We start from the raw sequence: 16616 nt of genomic DNA, 5'->3' as shown, positions 1-16616 counted from the left end.
CGCGGTCAGCCGATCGTCACGTCGAAGCCGTCACCGGCAGCCGTGATCCGCACCGCGGTCAGGTCGTCGACGTGGTGCGACGGATCGAACGACGGCGCGTGCGGTCCGACGCCGATCACGGTCATCCCGGCATCCAGACCCGCGCGGATGCCCGCAGCGGAGTCCTCGAACACGACGCAGTCCGCCGGGTCGACGCCCAGCTTCGCCGCGCCGAGCAGGAAGCCCTCCGGGTCCGGCTTGCTCCGGGAGACGCTCTCCGCCGTCACGGCGAGAGCGGGAACGTCGAGGCCCGATGCGCCCATCCGCGCGGTCATCAGGCGCACGTCGGCGGAGGTCACGATCGCGTGCGGGAACGGTGCGAGAGCGCGCAGGAACGCCGCGGCCCCCGGGATCTCGACCACGCCGTCGACGTCTGCGCTCTCGCGCAGCAGCATCTCCTGATTCTCGACCAGGTTCACGGCATGATCGCGCTTCGGCAGCAGCAGGGCCATGCTCTGGTGCCCCTGCCGTCCGTGCACCGTGCGCAGCACCGTCTCGGGGTCGAGGCCGTGCGGGCGCGCCCAATCCAGCCACAGCCGCTCGACCACGGCGGTCGAGTCGACGAGCGTGCCGTCCATGTCGAGCAGGGCGGCGCGGGCATGCAGCGTGATCGTCATGCTTCCAGCGTACGGGCGGCTCACTCCGCCGCGTGACGGGCGAGGAAGTCGTACACCTCGTTGTCGTCGACGCCGGGGAACGCGCCGCGGGGGAGCGGTGAGAACATGTGCGTGTGCACGCGCGCGCTCGGCCACGCCTTGCCGCTCCAGCGGTCCGCGACGTCGGCGGCCGGTCGGCGACAGCACGCCTCATCGGGGCAGGTCGAGACGGCGCGGTCCGGCGTCTCCCTGCCACGCCACCACCGGGCGTCGTCGAAGGGGACGCCCACGGTGATCGAGAACTCCCCGTCGCTGGACGAACCCGTCTGGGTCGAGCACCAGAACGTGCCGGACGGGGTGTCGGTGTACTGGTGGTGCTCGGTGGTGCGGTTCTGCTGCGAGAACGCCGCCCTCGCCTGGAACTTGCGGCACACGCGCTGCCCCTCGACCGCGCCGGTCACATCCATCGGCAGGGGCAGATCGTCGTTCTCGTATACGCGGGTGATCGCGCCGGTCTCGTCGACGCGCAGGAAGTGCAGCGCCATCCCCAGGTGCTCGGTGAGCAGGTTCGTCATGCGCATTCCGGCGGCCTCGTGCGTGACGCCGAACGCGTCGCGGAAGTCCTCGACGGCGAGATTGCGATCCTTGCGCGCCTGCTGGAGGAACGCCACACCCGCGGTCTCGGGGATCAGGCAGCAGGCGGCGAAGTAGTTGATCTCGAGCCGCTGCTGCAGGAAGTCGGCGTAGTCGGTCGGGGGAGTGTGGCCGAGCAGCCGGTGCGCCATCGCCTGCAGCGCCATCGACCGCAGGCCGTGACCACCGGGGATCGAGGCAGGCGGGAGATAGATGCGGCCGTTCTCGAGATCGGTCACCGAGCGGGTCGAGTGCGGCAGGTCTCCGACGTAGATGAGTTCGAAACCGAGCTTCTCGGCCATGATGCTCACCGTGCGATGCGTCAGTGCTCCGGCGACGTGACCTGCGGCGCGCAGCTGCTTCTCGGCGAGCTTCTCGATGTCGCCGATGTAGTTGTTCTGCGCGCGCATGCGCAGTCGCAGCTCGGTGTTCGCCCGGCGCGCCTCCTCCGGTGTCGCGATGGCCTCGCGCTCGCGGCGCTGCAGCTCCCGATGCAGGCCCAGCAGCGACTCGATCGTCTCGTCGGACATGCCCTTGGTCACGCGCACCGGTGCGATGCCCAGCTGGCGGAACACGGGGCTCGCCTGGGCGTTCTCGAGCTCGATCTCGAGGGCCGCTCTGCGGTTCGGCGGTTCACCCGAGATCAGGTCGGCCACCTCGGTGCCCGTGGCCTGGGCGATCGCCTGCAGCAGCGACAGCTTCGGTTCGCGCTTGCCGTTCTCGATCAGGCTGAGCTGCGAGCCGGCGACGCCGACCATGGCACCCAGTTCGTCGAGCGTGAAGCCGCGCGCGGTGCGGTGATGACGGATGCGATGGCCGAGAGTCGTCAGATGGATGCCGGAGCCGCTCATTCCTTGAGCATACCGAAAGAACTGAGATTCTTAAACGCAAACTCGTCCGTAAATCGTGTCCGCAACGACCCAGAATTGCCATAACGACCTACTCTTCAAAGGAGCAGACATGGCCATCGCCGAGACCTTCACCCTTCGAGCAGCCTCCGTCGCACCCGCGCGCACGCTGGGGGCGGAGCCGGTGTACGACACCCCGGGGATGGCGGAACTGCGCGCGTGGGTGGAGGAGATCCGTGCCCTCACCCAACCGGACGCCGTGCACTGGGTGGACGGGTCGCGCGCCGAGAACGACGCACTGCTGCGGGGTCTCGTCGACGAGGGCAAGCTCATCAAGCTGAATCCGGAATGGCGTCCCGGTTCCTACCTCGCACGATCGCACCCCAGCGACGTCGCGCGTACCGAGGGCCGCACCTTCATCGCGTCCGAGCGCGAGGAGGACGCAGGCCCTACCAACAACTGGGCCGAACCCGGCGCCATGCGCACCAAGATGGACGTCCTGTTCGCCGGCTCCATGCGCGGGCGCACGATGTACGTCGTCCCGTTCTCGATGGGCGCGGTCGGCGGCCCGCTGTCGCACATCGGCGTGCAGATCACGGACAGTGCGTACGCCGTGGCATCCATCGGCATCATGACCAGGGTCGGCGACGCCGTGACCCGTGAGATCGCCGGGGGAGCACCGTGGGTGCGCACCGTGCACACCGTTGGTGCGCCGCTGGCACCAGGCGAGCAGGATGCCGAGTGGCCGTGCAACGACGAGAAGTACGTCGTGCACTTCCCCGAGACGCTCGAGGTGTACTCCTACGGCTCCGGCTACGGCGGAAATGCGATCCTCGCGAAGAAGTGCTTCGCGCTGCGGATCGCCTCGGTCATCGCCCGTGACGAGGGCTGGCTCGCCGAGCACATGCTGCTCATCCGGATCGTCGATCCGAACGGCCGCCGGTACCACGTCGCCGCGGCGTTCCCCTCCGCGTGCGGCAAGACGAACCTCGCGATGCTCCGTCCGACGATCCCCGGCTGGCGCGTGGAGACGATCGGCGACGACATCGCCTGGATCCGCCCCGGCGAGGACGGACGGATGTGGGCGATCAACCCTGAGGCCGGATTCTTCGGCGTGGCCCCCGGGACGGGGGAGTCGACGAACGTGACGGCCGTCGAGACGCTCTGGGGCAACACGATCTTCACGAACGTCGCGCTGCGCCCCGACGGCGACGTGTGGTGGGAGGGTCTCACCGACACCCCGCCGAGCGACCTGATCGACTGGGAGGGCAACCCCTGGACGCCGCAGTCCGGCCGTCCGGCAGCGCATCCGAACTCGCGCTTCACGGTCTCGGCCGCGCAGTGCCCGCAGCTCTCCGAGGACTGGGAGGCGGCCGTCCCACTGGATGTCATCCTGTTCGGCGGTCGGCGCGCGTCCAACGTCCCGCTCGTCGTGGAGGCGACGGACTGGGCGCACGGCGTCTTCCTCGGCTCGACGATCTCGTCCGAACGGACCGCGGCGGCGGAGGGCACGGTCGGGGAGCTGCGTCGCGACCCGTTCGCGATGCTGCCGTTCTGCGGCTACAACATGGGGGACTACTTCGCGCACTGGCTCGATGTCGGGCGCAAGCTGCGCTTCGACCGTGCCCCTCGGATCTTCCAGGTCAACTGGTTCCGACGCGGCGAGGACGGCCGGTTCCTGTGGCCCGGCTTCGGAGACAACTCCCGCGTGATCGACTGGATCATCCGCCGCATCGACGGTCAGGTGCCCGCCGTGGACAGCCCCGTCGGTCGCCTCCCGCAGGCATCCGATCTGAACCTGGACGGCCTGGAGATCCCGGATGCCGATCTCGAGGAGCTCTTCCGAGTGGATGCCGCGGCCTGGCAGGCCGAGGCCGACGGCATCGAGGAGTTCTACGACACCTTCGGCGACAAGCTGCCGGCGGCGCTGCGCGCCGAGCTCGCATCGCTGCGCTACCGGCTCGCCCGCGCGAGCTGACCGCGGCGCACAGACCCGCGACGGCTGGATGACGAGGACGAACCCATGGCTGAGTGGTCCTCGGCATCCCGCCGTCGCGTCATCCCGCCTTCCGCCCCGCCGAGACCTCTCGCACCTGCGACGGGGTCTCGATGGTGCGGATGCTGAGGCGGGGGCGCTCCCGCTCAGGCGAGGAGCTGGTGACGGGCGAGGTCGCGGTACAGCGGCGTGGACTCGATCAGCTCGGCGTGCGTGCCCTGACCGACGACCTGACCGTCCTGCAGCACGACGATGACGTCGCTGTCGACCACGGTGGACAGCCGATGAGCGATCACGACGAGAGTCCGATCGGTCGCGACGGCGTCGATGGCCTCCCGCATCCGCTGCTCGTTCACCCCGTCCAGCGATGACGTCGACTCGTCGAGCAGCAGGATCGGTGCCTCGGTGAGCAGCGCCCTGGCGATCGCGAGGCGCTGACGCTCCCCGCCGGACAGCATCACGCCGTCCTCACCGACCGGAGTGGCGAGGCCCTGCGTGCCGCGTTCGAGGACGTCGCCGAGGTTGACGGCGCGCAGCACGCGCTCGCAGTCGGCATCGGTGGCGTCAGGCGACGCCAGGCGGAGGTTGTCGGCGAGCGTCCCGGCGAGGGTCGGCGCGTCCTGCTCGACGTAGCCGAAGTGCGCCCGCAGCTCGGCGCGGGGATACGTGCGGATGTCGTGGCCGTCGAGTCGGATCGAGCCGCCGGTGGGGTCGTAGAAGCGCTCGATCAGAGCGAGGATCGTGCTCTTGCCGGCTCCGCTGGGACCCACCAGTGCCACGCGGGCGCCGCGCGGCACCGAGAACGAGATGCCCCGCAGCACGTCGCGGGCCGCGTCGCTCGCGGTGGGCGCGGGGTCGTCGCCGTCGCGTTCCAGGTGCGCGTCGACGAGCAGGCTGTGCGCCTCGGTCGCTGCGGCCCTGCGTGCGGCGACGACGTCGTCCGGATACCGGAAGCGCACGTCGTCGAACTCGAGCGCCGGCGCATCGGACACGTCGACGGCACGACCGATGCGCGCCGCCGTCTCGACGTCGGCATCCGATTCCTGCGGCAGGTCGAGGACCTCCTGGATGCGGCCGAGCGCGCCGAGCGCCTGGTTGACGGAGGTGATCGCGCCGAACGTCGATGCCAGCGGCATCACCAGCATGAACAGGAACATGACGAACGTGATCAGCGCCGCGATCGAGATCGAGCCGGCCGCGACGCGGAATCCGCCGACGCCGAGCACGACCAGAAGCGACAACTGCAGGGCGATGCCGGCGATCGGCACGACGAGCGCGGAGACCTTCGCGATGCGCACGCCGAGGCCGTACGCTTCGTGCGCCAGCTCCGACACGGCTGCCGTCTCGCGCTCGGTCGCGCCGGAGGCCCGCACGGTCCGGATCGAGCCGACGGCCCGCTCGACGCCGGAGGCGAGCTCGCCCACCTTGACCTGCTGCGCGGTCGACGCCTCACGGATGCGGCCGCTGAGCGCGACGACCACCGCGACGGATGCTCCGATCACGACCACGATCAGCAGCAGCAGGATCGGGTCGATGACGAGCATCGCGATGAGGGCTCCGAGGAACAGGATCGCGTTGCCGACGGCATCCGCGAGGCCCTGTGTGAGCACGGCGTACAGCAGCGTCGTGTCGGTGCCGACCCGGGAGACCAGGTCGCCGGTGCGGCGCGCGTCGAACTCGCTGATCGGCAGATGCAGGATCCGCGCGATCAGCTGACGTCGGGACGAGTGCACGACGGCGGTGCCGGTGCGCTGGAGCAGGTAGTGCTGGTAGCCGGAGATGATCGACGACACGATCACGAAGCCGACCAGGAGCCAGATGAGCACGCCGAGCGCCTGCTCGTTCTGCACGGCGGTGATGACCTGACCGACCAGCAGCGGCTGCACGAGCGAGGTCGCCGCGCCGAACACGCTGAGCACCGCGACGACGATCAGGGTGCGCTTGTGCTCGAACAGGAAGGGGAGCAGCTGGCGGAACGTGGCGCGCGGACCATCCTGCGGCGCGTCGCGTCCGCGGCGGCGTGCGGGCGCCGTGCGGGACATGCGGGGACCTCGTTCTGAGAGAAGGGAGTACTACGACCGTACTTCCTGTCGGGCGGTCGGCTGTGATCGGGAGCGCAGGTTCACGGGGGACAATCGCACGGTTCACGCTCCCAGGAGTCTTGTAGGCAGAGTCGGAGGCCGTCGCTAATGTGTGGAGTACGGGGAAAGCACGCCGGGCGCCGCCCGCGTACGGGTGGAGGCACGCGATGACATCAGCGGTTCACGCGACTGCACGACCGTCATCGCGGGCGGGCGGGGCATCCCCGATCCCGCTGGCGATCGGGCTCGGCGCGCTCGCGGTGAGCCTGATCATCGCGGTCGTCGTGATCGCCGGCTTCAGCGCCCCCGTCGAACTGTTCGCCGGTGTTCCGCTTCCGCTCGTCCTCGCCGAGCACTGGTGGCTCAGCCTCATCGGCTATCTGCTCACGCCCCTCGTCGTGATCGCCTGCTATGGGTGGGACGTGATCGGCCAGCGCGGAGGCGTCCGCCGCAACGCCAACTTCGCGCTGAACGCGCGGTACACGTCGCTGCTCCGGTGGGCGCTCTGGCCTGCCGTCGCGATCGGCATCTGGCACATCCTGAATCTCAGCGTGCCGCTGTCCGAGGCCTGGGGGCTCTCATGACCAGGGGTGCACGGATCAGAGCGGGGGTCGTGGCGACGGTCGTCGCCCTGCTGACGTCGTTCGGCGCCGCGGGCTCGGCGGCGGCCGCCCCCGCGCCGGCCGTCGTGCCCGTCACCGCGGCGGCCGCAGGCGGCGAGCTGTCCGACTCCGGCAGCGAAGCGATCGCGGACCTGCGCGCCTGCCTGGCCTCGCAGAGCACCCTGAACGTCTACTACCTGATCGACTCGTCGACGTCGCTGCGCCGGGCGGACGGCGGCGGGCCAGGATCGGATCCGGACGTCGTCAGAGCCCAGATCCTGGGCAACAGCCTGGCGCAACTGGGCGCGCTCGACGACGGGATCACGCTGAACTGGGCGGCCGGCTTCTTCGCGAGCGACTACGCCGAGGCGATCCGCTGGCAGAGCTACGACGACAGCAGCCCGGATGAGCTCGCCGCCGCGATCGAGAGCAAGCGCCCGGAGGGCTACACGAACTGGCCGGACGCCCTCGCGGGGGCTCAGCGGCAGCTCGCCGATCAGCAGAGTGCTGCCCCCGGGTGCCAGATGCTCATCTGGCTCACCGACGGTGCCCTCGACATCAAGGCCCCAGACGGCCAGCAGGCGGAGGACTTCGACGCCCTCAACGCGATGTGCGGTGCCGTCCTCGACGAGCGCGGCGCGCAGCCGTCCGGGTATGGCGTCTTCAATTCGTTCCGCCAGTCGGGCGTCGTCGTCGTCGGGGCGCTGCTCGCCGTCGGATCGGATGCCGCGGATGCCGCCCCGACGATGCAGACGCTCGTCGAGGGCGGAGTGCCGGGCGCCGATCCCGCGTGTGGACAGCAGCCGATGCCCGACAGCTTCGTGCACGGCGCGTTCGTGAACGCGGACGGTCCCGATGCGCTGTCGCTGGTGTTCCTGCAGCTCGGCGCGCAGGTCGCCGGCGGGTTCCCGCAACCGTTCGACGAAGACGGCGGGTTCTGGATTGACGAGGGCGTCTCGCGGTTCCGTGTGATCGTGTCCGGTGAGTGGATGCTGACCCCGCCCGAAGGATCCGACCGCCCGACCTTCTCCGCCGACACCGCCGAGGACGCGGACGGCATGACGGTGGACACGAGCGACGGCGCGAGCATCATCGAGGTCGCCGTGGACTCCGACGCCGAGGGGCGGTGGCGCCTGGAGGCCGACGATCAGACGACGGCTTCGCTCTACCTGTTCAGCGACCTGGCGATCGAGTTCGACGACGTCAACGAGATCGAGATGTCCGCCGACGGCTCGTTCGCGGCGGCCCTGAGCGCGACGGTGCGGGATGCGGACGGCGAGCCCGCGGATCTCGGCGAGTTCGGAGAGGCCGCGTTCAGCGCGTCCTATCTCTCGGAGGGCGCGCGCACCGCGCTGCCGGATGCGACCGTCGACCAGAGCACCGGACGCATCACGATCCCGCTGCCCGCCGATGTGAATCTGGCGTCGATCGACGTCTCGGCCTCGATCGATCCGCTGCGCACGGCGGAGCACGATCTCCCGCTCGCCCCCGTGACGACGCAGAAGACGATCACGCTCACGCTCGGGGCCGACTTCCCGCATGCCGTCACAGACCCGCCCACACGCCTGAGCGACCTCGAGGGCGCGGACGGCACGGCGGAGGGCACCATCACGATCGTGGGCCCGACCCAGAACGGCGCAGGCACCGCCTGCATCGCGGACGACCGGACGTCCATCACGAGCGACGCGGGTGAGCGCGGTGAGACCTGGCGGTGGAGCTTCGGCGACCTGGACGAGAACGGATGCGTCACCGTCCCCGAGAACGGCGAGGTGAAGATCCCCGTCTCCGTCATGAACGAGATCGCGGCGGACGCCGACGTCGCGGCCGCGGTGCCGATCACCTTCGTGTCCGCTGCGGGCGAGTCCGTCGAGCAGAGCGTCCCGGTGCAGTTCCGCTCCACCCACCCCGTGAACACCGCGGCCGTGCTGCTGCTGGCGCTCGCGCTGCTGGCCATCGGCCTGCTGCTCCCGCTGATCGTGCTGTGGGTGCTGAACTGGCTGACCACGCGCATCGACGTGCCCAAGAGCACGCAGCGGGCGGCGTTCCCGATCCGGATCGATCCGCAAGGCGTGCAGATCACCGCCCCCGCGCAGGGCAGCGCGCTCTCGGACGCGTTCGCTTACCGGTCGCCGTCCGACGGGGAGCGGTCGATCTCCGACCCGGTGCTCGGCACCCTGCGGGCGCGCGTGCCGTGGTTCCCGCTCCGTGCGCCGTGGTACGAGGTGACGGCGCCGGCGGGGATGGCCCTCATCACGGCGCGAGCGGGACGCATGGCGACGGCGTCCAAGGACTCCCAGCGCCGTCTGCGCTTCGCGAAGCTGCCGCTCGACCGGTTCTTCGGCGTCGTCGTACCGGAGGCCGAACTGCGCCGCACCGCACGCGGTGAGCCCGTGACCGGCACGGTCGTCGTCTACCACCGCGCATCGCCGAGCGACCAGGGGCAGCACGCGCAGCGTCTGGCCGAGATCGCCGTGGACACCACACTCGCCGAGGCGGTGAACCGCGCGCGAGCCGATCTCGTCGAGCGAGATCGGGCCAAGGCATCGACGGGCGCCGACGGATCAGGTGCCGCGCGAGCGCAGGCCCCTTCGGCTGCGGCGCCCTCGGCATCCGCTCCGGCACGGGCGACCTCGACCGATCCGGCCGCACCGCCGCCGCTCCCGGGTCGCGCACCGGGTGCGACCGCACCACCCGCCCGCGGCACTGGCTCAGCTCCCCCACCACGCACGGGCGGACCCGGTACTCCGCCACCGCCGCGGCCAGGCACCCCGCCGCGTTCCTGACACCCGAACCGATCGCGAAAGACAGAGAGACATCATGCTTCGTCCCTTCCTCATCATCGGCGTCGGAGGCTCCGGCGGAAAGACGCTGCGCGGCCTGAAGTACCAGCTCGAACTCAAACTGCAGCAGGCCGGCTGGAACGGCGGGCTCCCAGCAGCCTGGCAGTTCCTCCACTTCGACACCCCGACCGTGCAGGACGGCGTCGACTACCCTGCACCCTTCCTCCCGGCGCAGGAGTACAAGGGTCTCGTCTCCGCCGGCGCCAACTACGACACGGTCTACAAGACGATCGAGGGCGCTCACGCCACGAACCAGAGCGTGCACTCCGACATCGAGCGTCAGCTGCCCGATCCGCGGCGGGTCAGGGTCGACGTGACCAAGGGGGCAGGGCAGTTCCGCGCGGTCGGTCGCGCGGTCGCACTGTCGTCGACCAAGGACATCGCTGTCGCCGCGCGCAATGCGATCGCCCGGCTGGGGGATGCCGCAGCCCTCGCCGAGCTGCAGACCCTGGGCCGCGCCCTGCGCGCCAGGGACGAGTCGGCCAACAGCAGCCCGACGGTCATCGTCGTCTCCTCCGTCGCGGGCGGTTCCGGCGCCGGACAGTTCCTCGACATCATCGAGATCGTCAAGTCCACCGCGAAACAGTATCCGTGGTCGAACGAGGTCTTCAGCATCCTGTACGCCCCGGATGTCTTCGACCAACTGGGCGTCACGGCCGGCACCCCGGGCAACGCGCTCGCCGCGATCGCTGAGACGATGAACGGCTTCTGGACCGACACTCCCTCCAGCTCCACGATCGAGCTGCTGCAGACGCAGGGCGTCGCGCCGTCCTACGGCGGCGCGCGCGACCGCGTCGGCGCCGCGTATCCGTTCATCGTCGGCCGCAGCAACTCCAAGGTGACCTTCGCCGACCAGAGCGAGGTCTACAACGCCGTCTCCGCCAGCCTCGCGGCCTGGATCACGGACGACCGCGTGCAGGACAGCATCACCGCGTACGCCTCCGGCAACTGGCAGGCCCGCGTCGGCGCGAACGTGCTCCCCGACGCGACCGGTCTCATCAACTCGGCCCACCACTCGCCGGCGTTCTCCTCGATGGGCTTCGGACGCGTGACGCTCGGGCGCGAGAAGTTCTTCGAGTACTCCGCCGAGCGCCTGGCCCGATCCGTCATCGATCGGATGCTGTACGCGCACACCGAGGCCGACCCGCTGTTCGCGCAGCGCACCGAGGCCGAGTGGATCTCGGTCAGGGCCGACCAGGACTATCAGCTGTTCATCCGCGAACTGCGCCTGAACGAGGACACCGAGGATCACAACGACGTCACCGATCGGCTCCGGCCGGCCGCGGAGCGCGCGGCGCTGGCGACCAAGCTCGGCCAGGACATCCAGCTGCGCCTGAACGACCCCGCGCAGCTCGACAAGAACGGCGGACTGGACCTCACGACCTGGAGTCAGCGGCTGCTGGCCGAATGGTCGGTGCGCAAGCCCGAACTGCTGCGGGTGGAGCAGAACCACCGTCAGGTGCTGCTGGACACGTGGGAACGGGAGGCGCCGGCGGAGATGCTCCGCGTCATCGCCGAGCACGTCGCGACCAACGGGCTCCCGGTCGTCGTCGAGCTACTCACCCGCGTCGACCGGACTCTCAAGAGCACGGTCGACGGACTCGAGTCCGAGGCGCAGATGCACGAGGAGTGGGTGCAGTCGTTGCCCTCGCTGGTCAGCGAGCAGCTGCAGAGCGCGCCGAACCAGCAATCGATCCGCCCGGATCAGGATGCCGTGATCGGCGCTGTCGAACGCATCCAGCAGGCGTTCGACTGGGCGGCGGAGGCGCCGTTGCGCCGCAGCGCGGCGCAGTTGCTGAACGAGCTGCGCCGTGAGTTCCTGACCCCGCTTCGCGTGCACCTCGAGGGCGCGTACAAGGAGCTGGCGCTGCGCGTGAAGGCGCGCAAGACCGCGGACGACCGCGACAACGACTACGATTTCTGGCCCAAGCGCGAGGACTCGACCGTGCCGCGCAAGTACACCCCCGCGCCGAACGAGCGCCTGCTCGTCGAGCAGGACGAGTACCCGCGCGAGTTCGAGAGCCTCGTCCGGTCGACCTTCTCGGAGGGCACGGGTCGGTTCGCCGACGCGATCCTCGACGCCGTCCGCGAGCTCATCGTCGGCGTGGCCGCCGTCTCACGCAGCGAGGAGGACGCGGGCACCTGGTCCATGATCGACCAGGCCCGTACCTGGAAGCCGTCCGTGACGGCCGATCCGGAGGCCTCGCGGTCTCCGCAGAATCCGCGGTTCACGATGGCCACGACGCCGGATGCCTACGTCGACCGCGCCAGGAAGTGGATGCGCCGGGAGGGCACCGCCTTCAACGCCTACGTCACCGAGGACCTGCGGAGCTTCTTCGACGAGTCAGAGCTCGCCCCCGACGTGTTCGGACGGCGGCGCGAGAAGTTCCGTGAGCAGCTGCAGTCCGCGCTCGGCGCGAGCGAGCCGCTCGTCAAACTCAATCCGACGCTGCTGCGCCTCGTCCACGACAAGGCCATCAACGAGGCGACCAGCCTGGTGTTCAGTTCGATCCCGTTCAAGGCGGGCACCGAGATGCACGCCGTCACCAAGCAGGTGCTCGGCGCGATGGGGTTCTGGAACGACGCGGTCTCGGACAGCTGGTTCCAGGACGCGCGTGTCGAGGGCATCGAGGTGTTCGCGATGAGCGGGTTCCCGTATCAGCCCATCGTCATGGACTCGGTCATGGAGCCGATCGCACGCGATTGGCTGCGCCAGTCGAACACGCAGGAGAGCCGCGAGGCGTTCTGGCGGTTCAAGCGATCGCGCCTGCTCGGCGAGGCGATCCCGGCCGACCCGACCGTGATCAACGCGATGATCCGCGGCTGGTACGTCGCCAAGGCGCTGGGGTGGCTCAAGGTCGAGGGCGACGGCGGTGAGCGAGGACCCGGGTTGTCGCTGTGGGATCCGGAGTCGCGGCGCCACGCCGGCTTCCCCCGGCCGCTGCTGGACACCAGGCGCACCCAGCCGTACGACTATCCCGGCGTGGTCATGCAGTCGCTCACGATCGCCCTGGCGCTGTGCAACACGCAGGAGTCGCTGGAACCGCTGCGCCCGTACCAGATCCTCGCGTTCCTCGGCGGAGACGATCTCGAGATGTCGGACACGCTGGTGCGCTGGGTCCAGGAGGGCCGCCTCGCCGCCGACGCGCCGACTCCCGACTCGTCGCGTGCCGGCGACGCAGCGGGTACGCTGACCCAGCGCCAGCAGGCGCTGCGGGACTACTTCGGTGAGGAGTACGCCAAGTTCCGTTCGCAGGTCGCCGAGCACGACTTCTCGGTGTCGGTGTACGACTATCCGGTCAGCTGGGAGATCCGTCACCAGGTCGCGGCCGCGCTGCAGAGCCTGTCGTCGGCGGTCATGGCGACACGCGCCGTGGACACCGGAGTCTGACATGGTCCGATCGTCCTGGCCCGATCGCAAGGTGAGCGTCATCCTGCTGCCCAGTGGGGAGCAGGGAGAGGCGCTGCTCGCGCTCGCCGGGGAGTGGACCAGGATGGGGCTGCTGGGGCCTGCGCTCTGGGTGCGGCCGGAGCGCGTGCAGCGCGCGCGGTCCGGCCCGCCGCGCATCGGCGCGACGATCCTGCTGCTGGATCGGGAGCACCGGCTGACGGCTGTGGACGTCGACCTCTTCGAGTCCCTGGCACGCGAGAGTCTCGCTCTCGTCCGCCTGGTCAAGCTCCGGTCGGCTGTACCGTCTCGTGAGGTCGACGCCGAACAGGACGACATCGCCGAGCAGGTGGGGGAGTACCTCGTCAAGGCGATGCCGATGGCCGTGCCGTCGGTGAGCATCGCCGACCAGCCGACGGATCTGTCCCGGCTGACGCTCATCTGCGCGCCGACGGAGTTCCAGTTGCAGCAGCGCGTGGACTGGGCGGCATCCGAGTACGGCACCGTCGTGGTCGCCTCGCCGGAGGATCGGTCGACGCCGTGGTCGGGAGACGCGTTCGTCCGCGACAACGACCGCTTCGTCGGGTTCGCGCTAATGCATCTCGCCAGCGTCGCCGGACTGTGGAACGGGGCGGGTGTCGGAAGCTTCGAGCTCGTGCAGCGCGAGGCGTCCAGCCACCAGAGCGTCTGGGTGTCGCGGGTGTTCGTCAACGCCGTGATCACCGAAGCGCTCGGGCGCAGGACCGCCGCGCAGGTGCTCGACCTGGCCAGCAGAGCCGATTCGCTGCTCATCGACCCGAGTGCCGGGTCGCCGCCGACCGGCACGGCGTTCATCGACGACAGCCTCGTCCCTGGTTACGTCGACCAGATGGTCGCCGCGTCGATGTCGCTCGATCAGGGGGCGCTGAGCTTCCACCCGATCGAGGAGGAGCGTCAGCCCGATCGTGCTCGCATCGGCATCGTCGAGCAGCTGCGGCGCTTCGGGTCCTTCAGCGCCGACAAGCTGGTCTCGATGCCGCGCTGGACCTGGCGGTGGATCACATCGAGGACCGGCCGGGCACTGACCAGGCAACTGCAGTCCGATGACGGCACGCACATCGTCGGGCAGGACTTCGATTCGGTGCTCGACGCGCGCGACGCGCGGCTCATCGCCCGTCGTGACGAGATCTTCGACGCGGAGAAGGCCGCGAGGGCGGCGATGTCCGCTCCCGTCGGCGTCGGCGGCATCCGGACGACGCCGCGGCTGTGGGCGCGTCTGCGCGAGCTCGTGTTCGGTTCGCTGGACGGCAGCTCAGACCTCACAGACCTCGGCTTCGTCAAGATCGAGGAGAAGGTCCCGGTCTTCGGGCGCGTATCGGACGTCTTCCCCGATCCGGATGCCGCGTGGACGATCGAGGACGGTCCCGCGAATCTTCCGGTCCCGGTGGACTGGTACGTCCTGGCCGCCGGTGAGCCCCGCACGCATCTGGCAGCATGGGCCAGTGCCGGGCTCGGTGAGGCGCAGCAGGCGGCGAACGAGATGGCCGCCGCGGAGCACGCCTTCCGGCTCCTTCCGGAGCCCGTCGCCGCGCCGGAGCAGCCGATGTCGAGCGGAGGCGTCGCCACGTCGCCCGCCGGGCCCGCAGCGGAAAGCGCTGCGTCTGCGCCGCCCGCGCAGGCGGCTCGGGCCGCCGAGGCCGCAGACGGAGACATCGAGGACAAGCCGGAATCCGAGGCGCCGGCATCCGAGGATCCGGCATCCGAGGAGCCGGATGCCGCGGCTCCGACGTCCCGCCGTGCGCTGGCGGCCGCCGCAGCCGCGCGGTCCGGCGAAGTCGGGGAGCCGGTCGTCGACCCGGCCGAGGCGACGGAAGCGGATCGCGCCACCGACCCGACGACAGCAGACGACACCGCTGCGCACACCCACACAGCCACCGACAGCGATGCGCCCTCCGATCGGACGCCCGGTCCCGACGTCGTGTTCGCGGCCCCGTCGTCGGAGCAGGACGCGTCGTCCGATCGCCCGTCGAGCCCGGACGCTCCCGCCCCTGCTGCTCCCGCGCCGCCGGCACCCGCTCCTGCTCCGCCCGCCCCGGTCATCCCGTCAGCGCCGGAGACTCCGGAGCAGGCCGCGAACCGCGAGCACCGCGAGCAGATGCAGCGCGAGATGCGCGTGCAGTGGGAGGACGCCAAGGCGCGTCGTGATGCGGCGGCGGCGCGTGCGCAGGCGGCAGAAGCGGAGCGGCGCCGACGCGACGAGGCACTGGCCTCGTACGACGACTGGGCGGTGGGGCGCGATCGCTCGTTCACCTGGCGCCTGCTCGCGGCGCTCAACGCCGATCGGACCGCCGCGCAGACCGCCGTGGCGCGCTACGCCCGCGAGATCGATCGTCTTCGGGCACCGATGCCGGGGGAGCTCCTCCGGCTGCGCAAGGCGTTCCACCAGCGGATGCTCGTCGCCTGGCTCGTGATCATCGGCGTCGTCGCTCTCGTCGAGCTGCTGCCGATCCTCCTGCCCGAGCTGCGCGACACCGTGCGGAGGGTGGGTTTCTGGTATCCGGAGACCTGGGTGACGATCACGGTCGGTCTCGTGATCGGTCTGCTGCTGACGCTCGGCTTCCTCGCGGCCTATCACCGCGGCTGGTCGACGTTCCAGCGGCATGTGGATCTCACGCACGCGCATCTCGAGCACATCTCGGATGCGTCCCGGCATGCCCGCCGCGAACTCGCCCGGCTGTCGTCGCTGCATCGGCAGATGGTCGACTGGCTCGACCTCCTGGCACGGGCAGTCCACCACCCGTGGGCCATCCGTCCGGAGTGGGAATCGAAGCCTGACTACGAGCTCGCTCGCGAGTCCCTGCCGTTCGCGATGAACATCGGAACCGTGGTCGAGACGGACTATGCGGCGGCCACGCGACTGCGTCGGATGACCACGGAGCACCTGTTGCGCCGCGGGTGGCGCGCCGACGCGTTCCGCGATCTCGTGCGCGAGGTCGGAGCCGAGCTCGGGCAGGACGGTGCCGCCTTCGGTGTCGGCGCGCTGGACGACGACCTCCCGCACTCATCGAACAACGCCAGACGGATGCTGCGCGACGCGATGTCGCAGGAGAGCGTCCTGACCCGCGTGGCGGCACCGCGCCTGCGGGAGCTGATGGGCGAGATCCAACGGCACTCCCTGCACGGCAGCAAGCCGCGGGTCACGGCCATCGAGGAGAACCCGTTGGATGCGGTGGCCAGGATGACCGACCCGATCGGCATCGACGCCGGCATCGCGTGGGACGACTTCCTGCTGGATTCGCTCGCCGGCCGACGTGAGCCGGTGACGCCGTTGAGCGCCACCTGGCTCGCCCAGCGTCAGGTGCAGGAGGGGCATCACGAGAACGTCACCAGCTACCTCGTCATGCCGGAACGGCTGGAGCGGCAGCTCGGATTCCACGAGGACGCTCGAGTGGTGACCGCGCCGTTCCGCGGCTCCGGCCGCGCCGGCATCGACCTGGTCTGGCGCGTGGACGTCGCAGGCCCTCTGCCCATCGGTGCGATCGGTCTGTGGGACGCGCCGCAGCGCACCGTGGCGGTCGAGATCGACCCCGACACGTACGACAGCGGGATCTGAC

8 protein-coding genes are annotated in these 16616 nt (G+C 70.2%); 5 read left to right on the top strand and 3 right to left on the bottom strand.

The genetic code is table 11. From position 1 onward, the window contains the following. Positions 1-5: 5 nt before the first annotated feature. The gene (locus OED01_RS11465) at positions 6-656 is read right to left on the bottom strand and encodes an HAD-IA family hydrolase (protein WP_264155406.1); all 651 of its coding nucleotides are present in this window, start codon (positions 654-656) and stop codon (positions 6-8) included. A 20-nt stretch (positions 657-676) separates the two neighbouring features. Continuing rightward, positions 677-2119 carry an XRE family transcriptional regulator gene (locus OED01_RS11460; protein WP_264155405.1) on the bottom strand — a complete coding sequence of 481 codons (1443 nt, stop codon included), beginning with the start codon at positions 2117-2119 and terminating at the stop codon, positions 677-679. Between the two features lie 109 nt (positions 2120-2228). Here OED01_RS11460 and OED01_RS11455 point away from each other — a divergent pair, with 109 nt between their 5' ends. Then, positions 2229-4094, top strand: a complete 1866-nt coding sequence (locus OED01_RS11455; protein ID WP_413231582.1) for a phosphoenolpyruvate carboxykinase (GTP) — start codon at positions 2229-2231, stop codon at positions 4092-4094. Between the two features lie 164 nt (positions 4095-4258). Here the strand turns inward: OED01_RS11455 and OED01_RS11450 are convergent, their stop codons facing one another. Continuing rightward, positions 4259-6154, bottom strand: coding sequence for an ABC transporter ATP-binding protein (locus OED01_RS11450; protein WP_264155404.1), 1896 nt, complete (start codon positions 6152-6154; stop codon positions 4259-4261). A gap of 206 nt (positions 6155-6360) precedes the next feature. Here OED01_RS11450 and OED01_RS11445 point away from each other — a divergent pair, with 206 nt between their 5' ends. The 4 genes from OED01_RS11445 to OED01_RS11430 are packed head-to-tail and all read left to right on the top strand — an operon-like array spanning position 6361 to position 16615. Next, a complete protein-coding gene (locus tag OED01_RS11445; RefSeq protein ID WP_264155403.1) occupies positions 6361-6777 on the top strand; it encodes a hypothetical protein in 417 nt (138 codons plus the stop codon). After that, positions 6774-9578, top strand: coding sequence for a vWA domain-containing protein (locus OED01_RS11440; protein ID WP_264155402.1), 2805 nt, complete (start codon positions 6774-6776; stop codon positions 9576-9578). The genes OED01_RS11445 and OED01_RS11440 overlap by 4 nt, the downstream gene beginning before the upstream one ends. A 34-nt stretch (positions 9579-9612) precedes the next feature. After that, entirely contained in the window at positions 9613-13026 is a 3414-nt protein-coding gene (locus OED01_RS11435; RefSeq protein WP_264155401.1) for a tubulin-like doman-containing protein, read from the top strand. A 1-nt stretch (position 13027) separates the two neighbouring features. Continuing rightward, the gene (locus tag OED01_RS11430) at positions 13028-16615 is read left to right on the top strand and encodes a brain acid soluble protein 1 (RefSeq protein ID WP_264155400.1); all 3588 of its coding nucleotides are present in this window, start codon (positions 13028-13030) and stop codon (positions 16613-16615) included. Position 16616: the final 1 nt, after the last annotated feature.

This window comes from Microbacterium sp. M28 (genome assembly GCF_025836995.1).
Taxonomy (GTDB): domain Bacteria; phylum Actinomycetota; class Actinomycetes; order Actinomycetales; family Microbacteriaceae; genus Microbacterium.
This window is presented reverse-complemented; position numbering and strand designations above follow the sequence as displayed.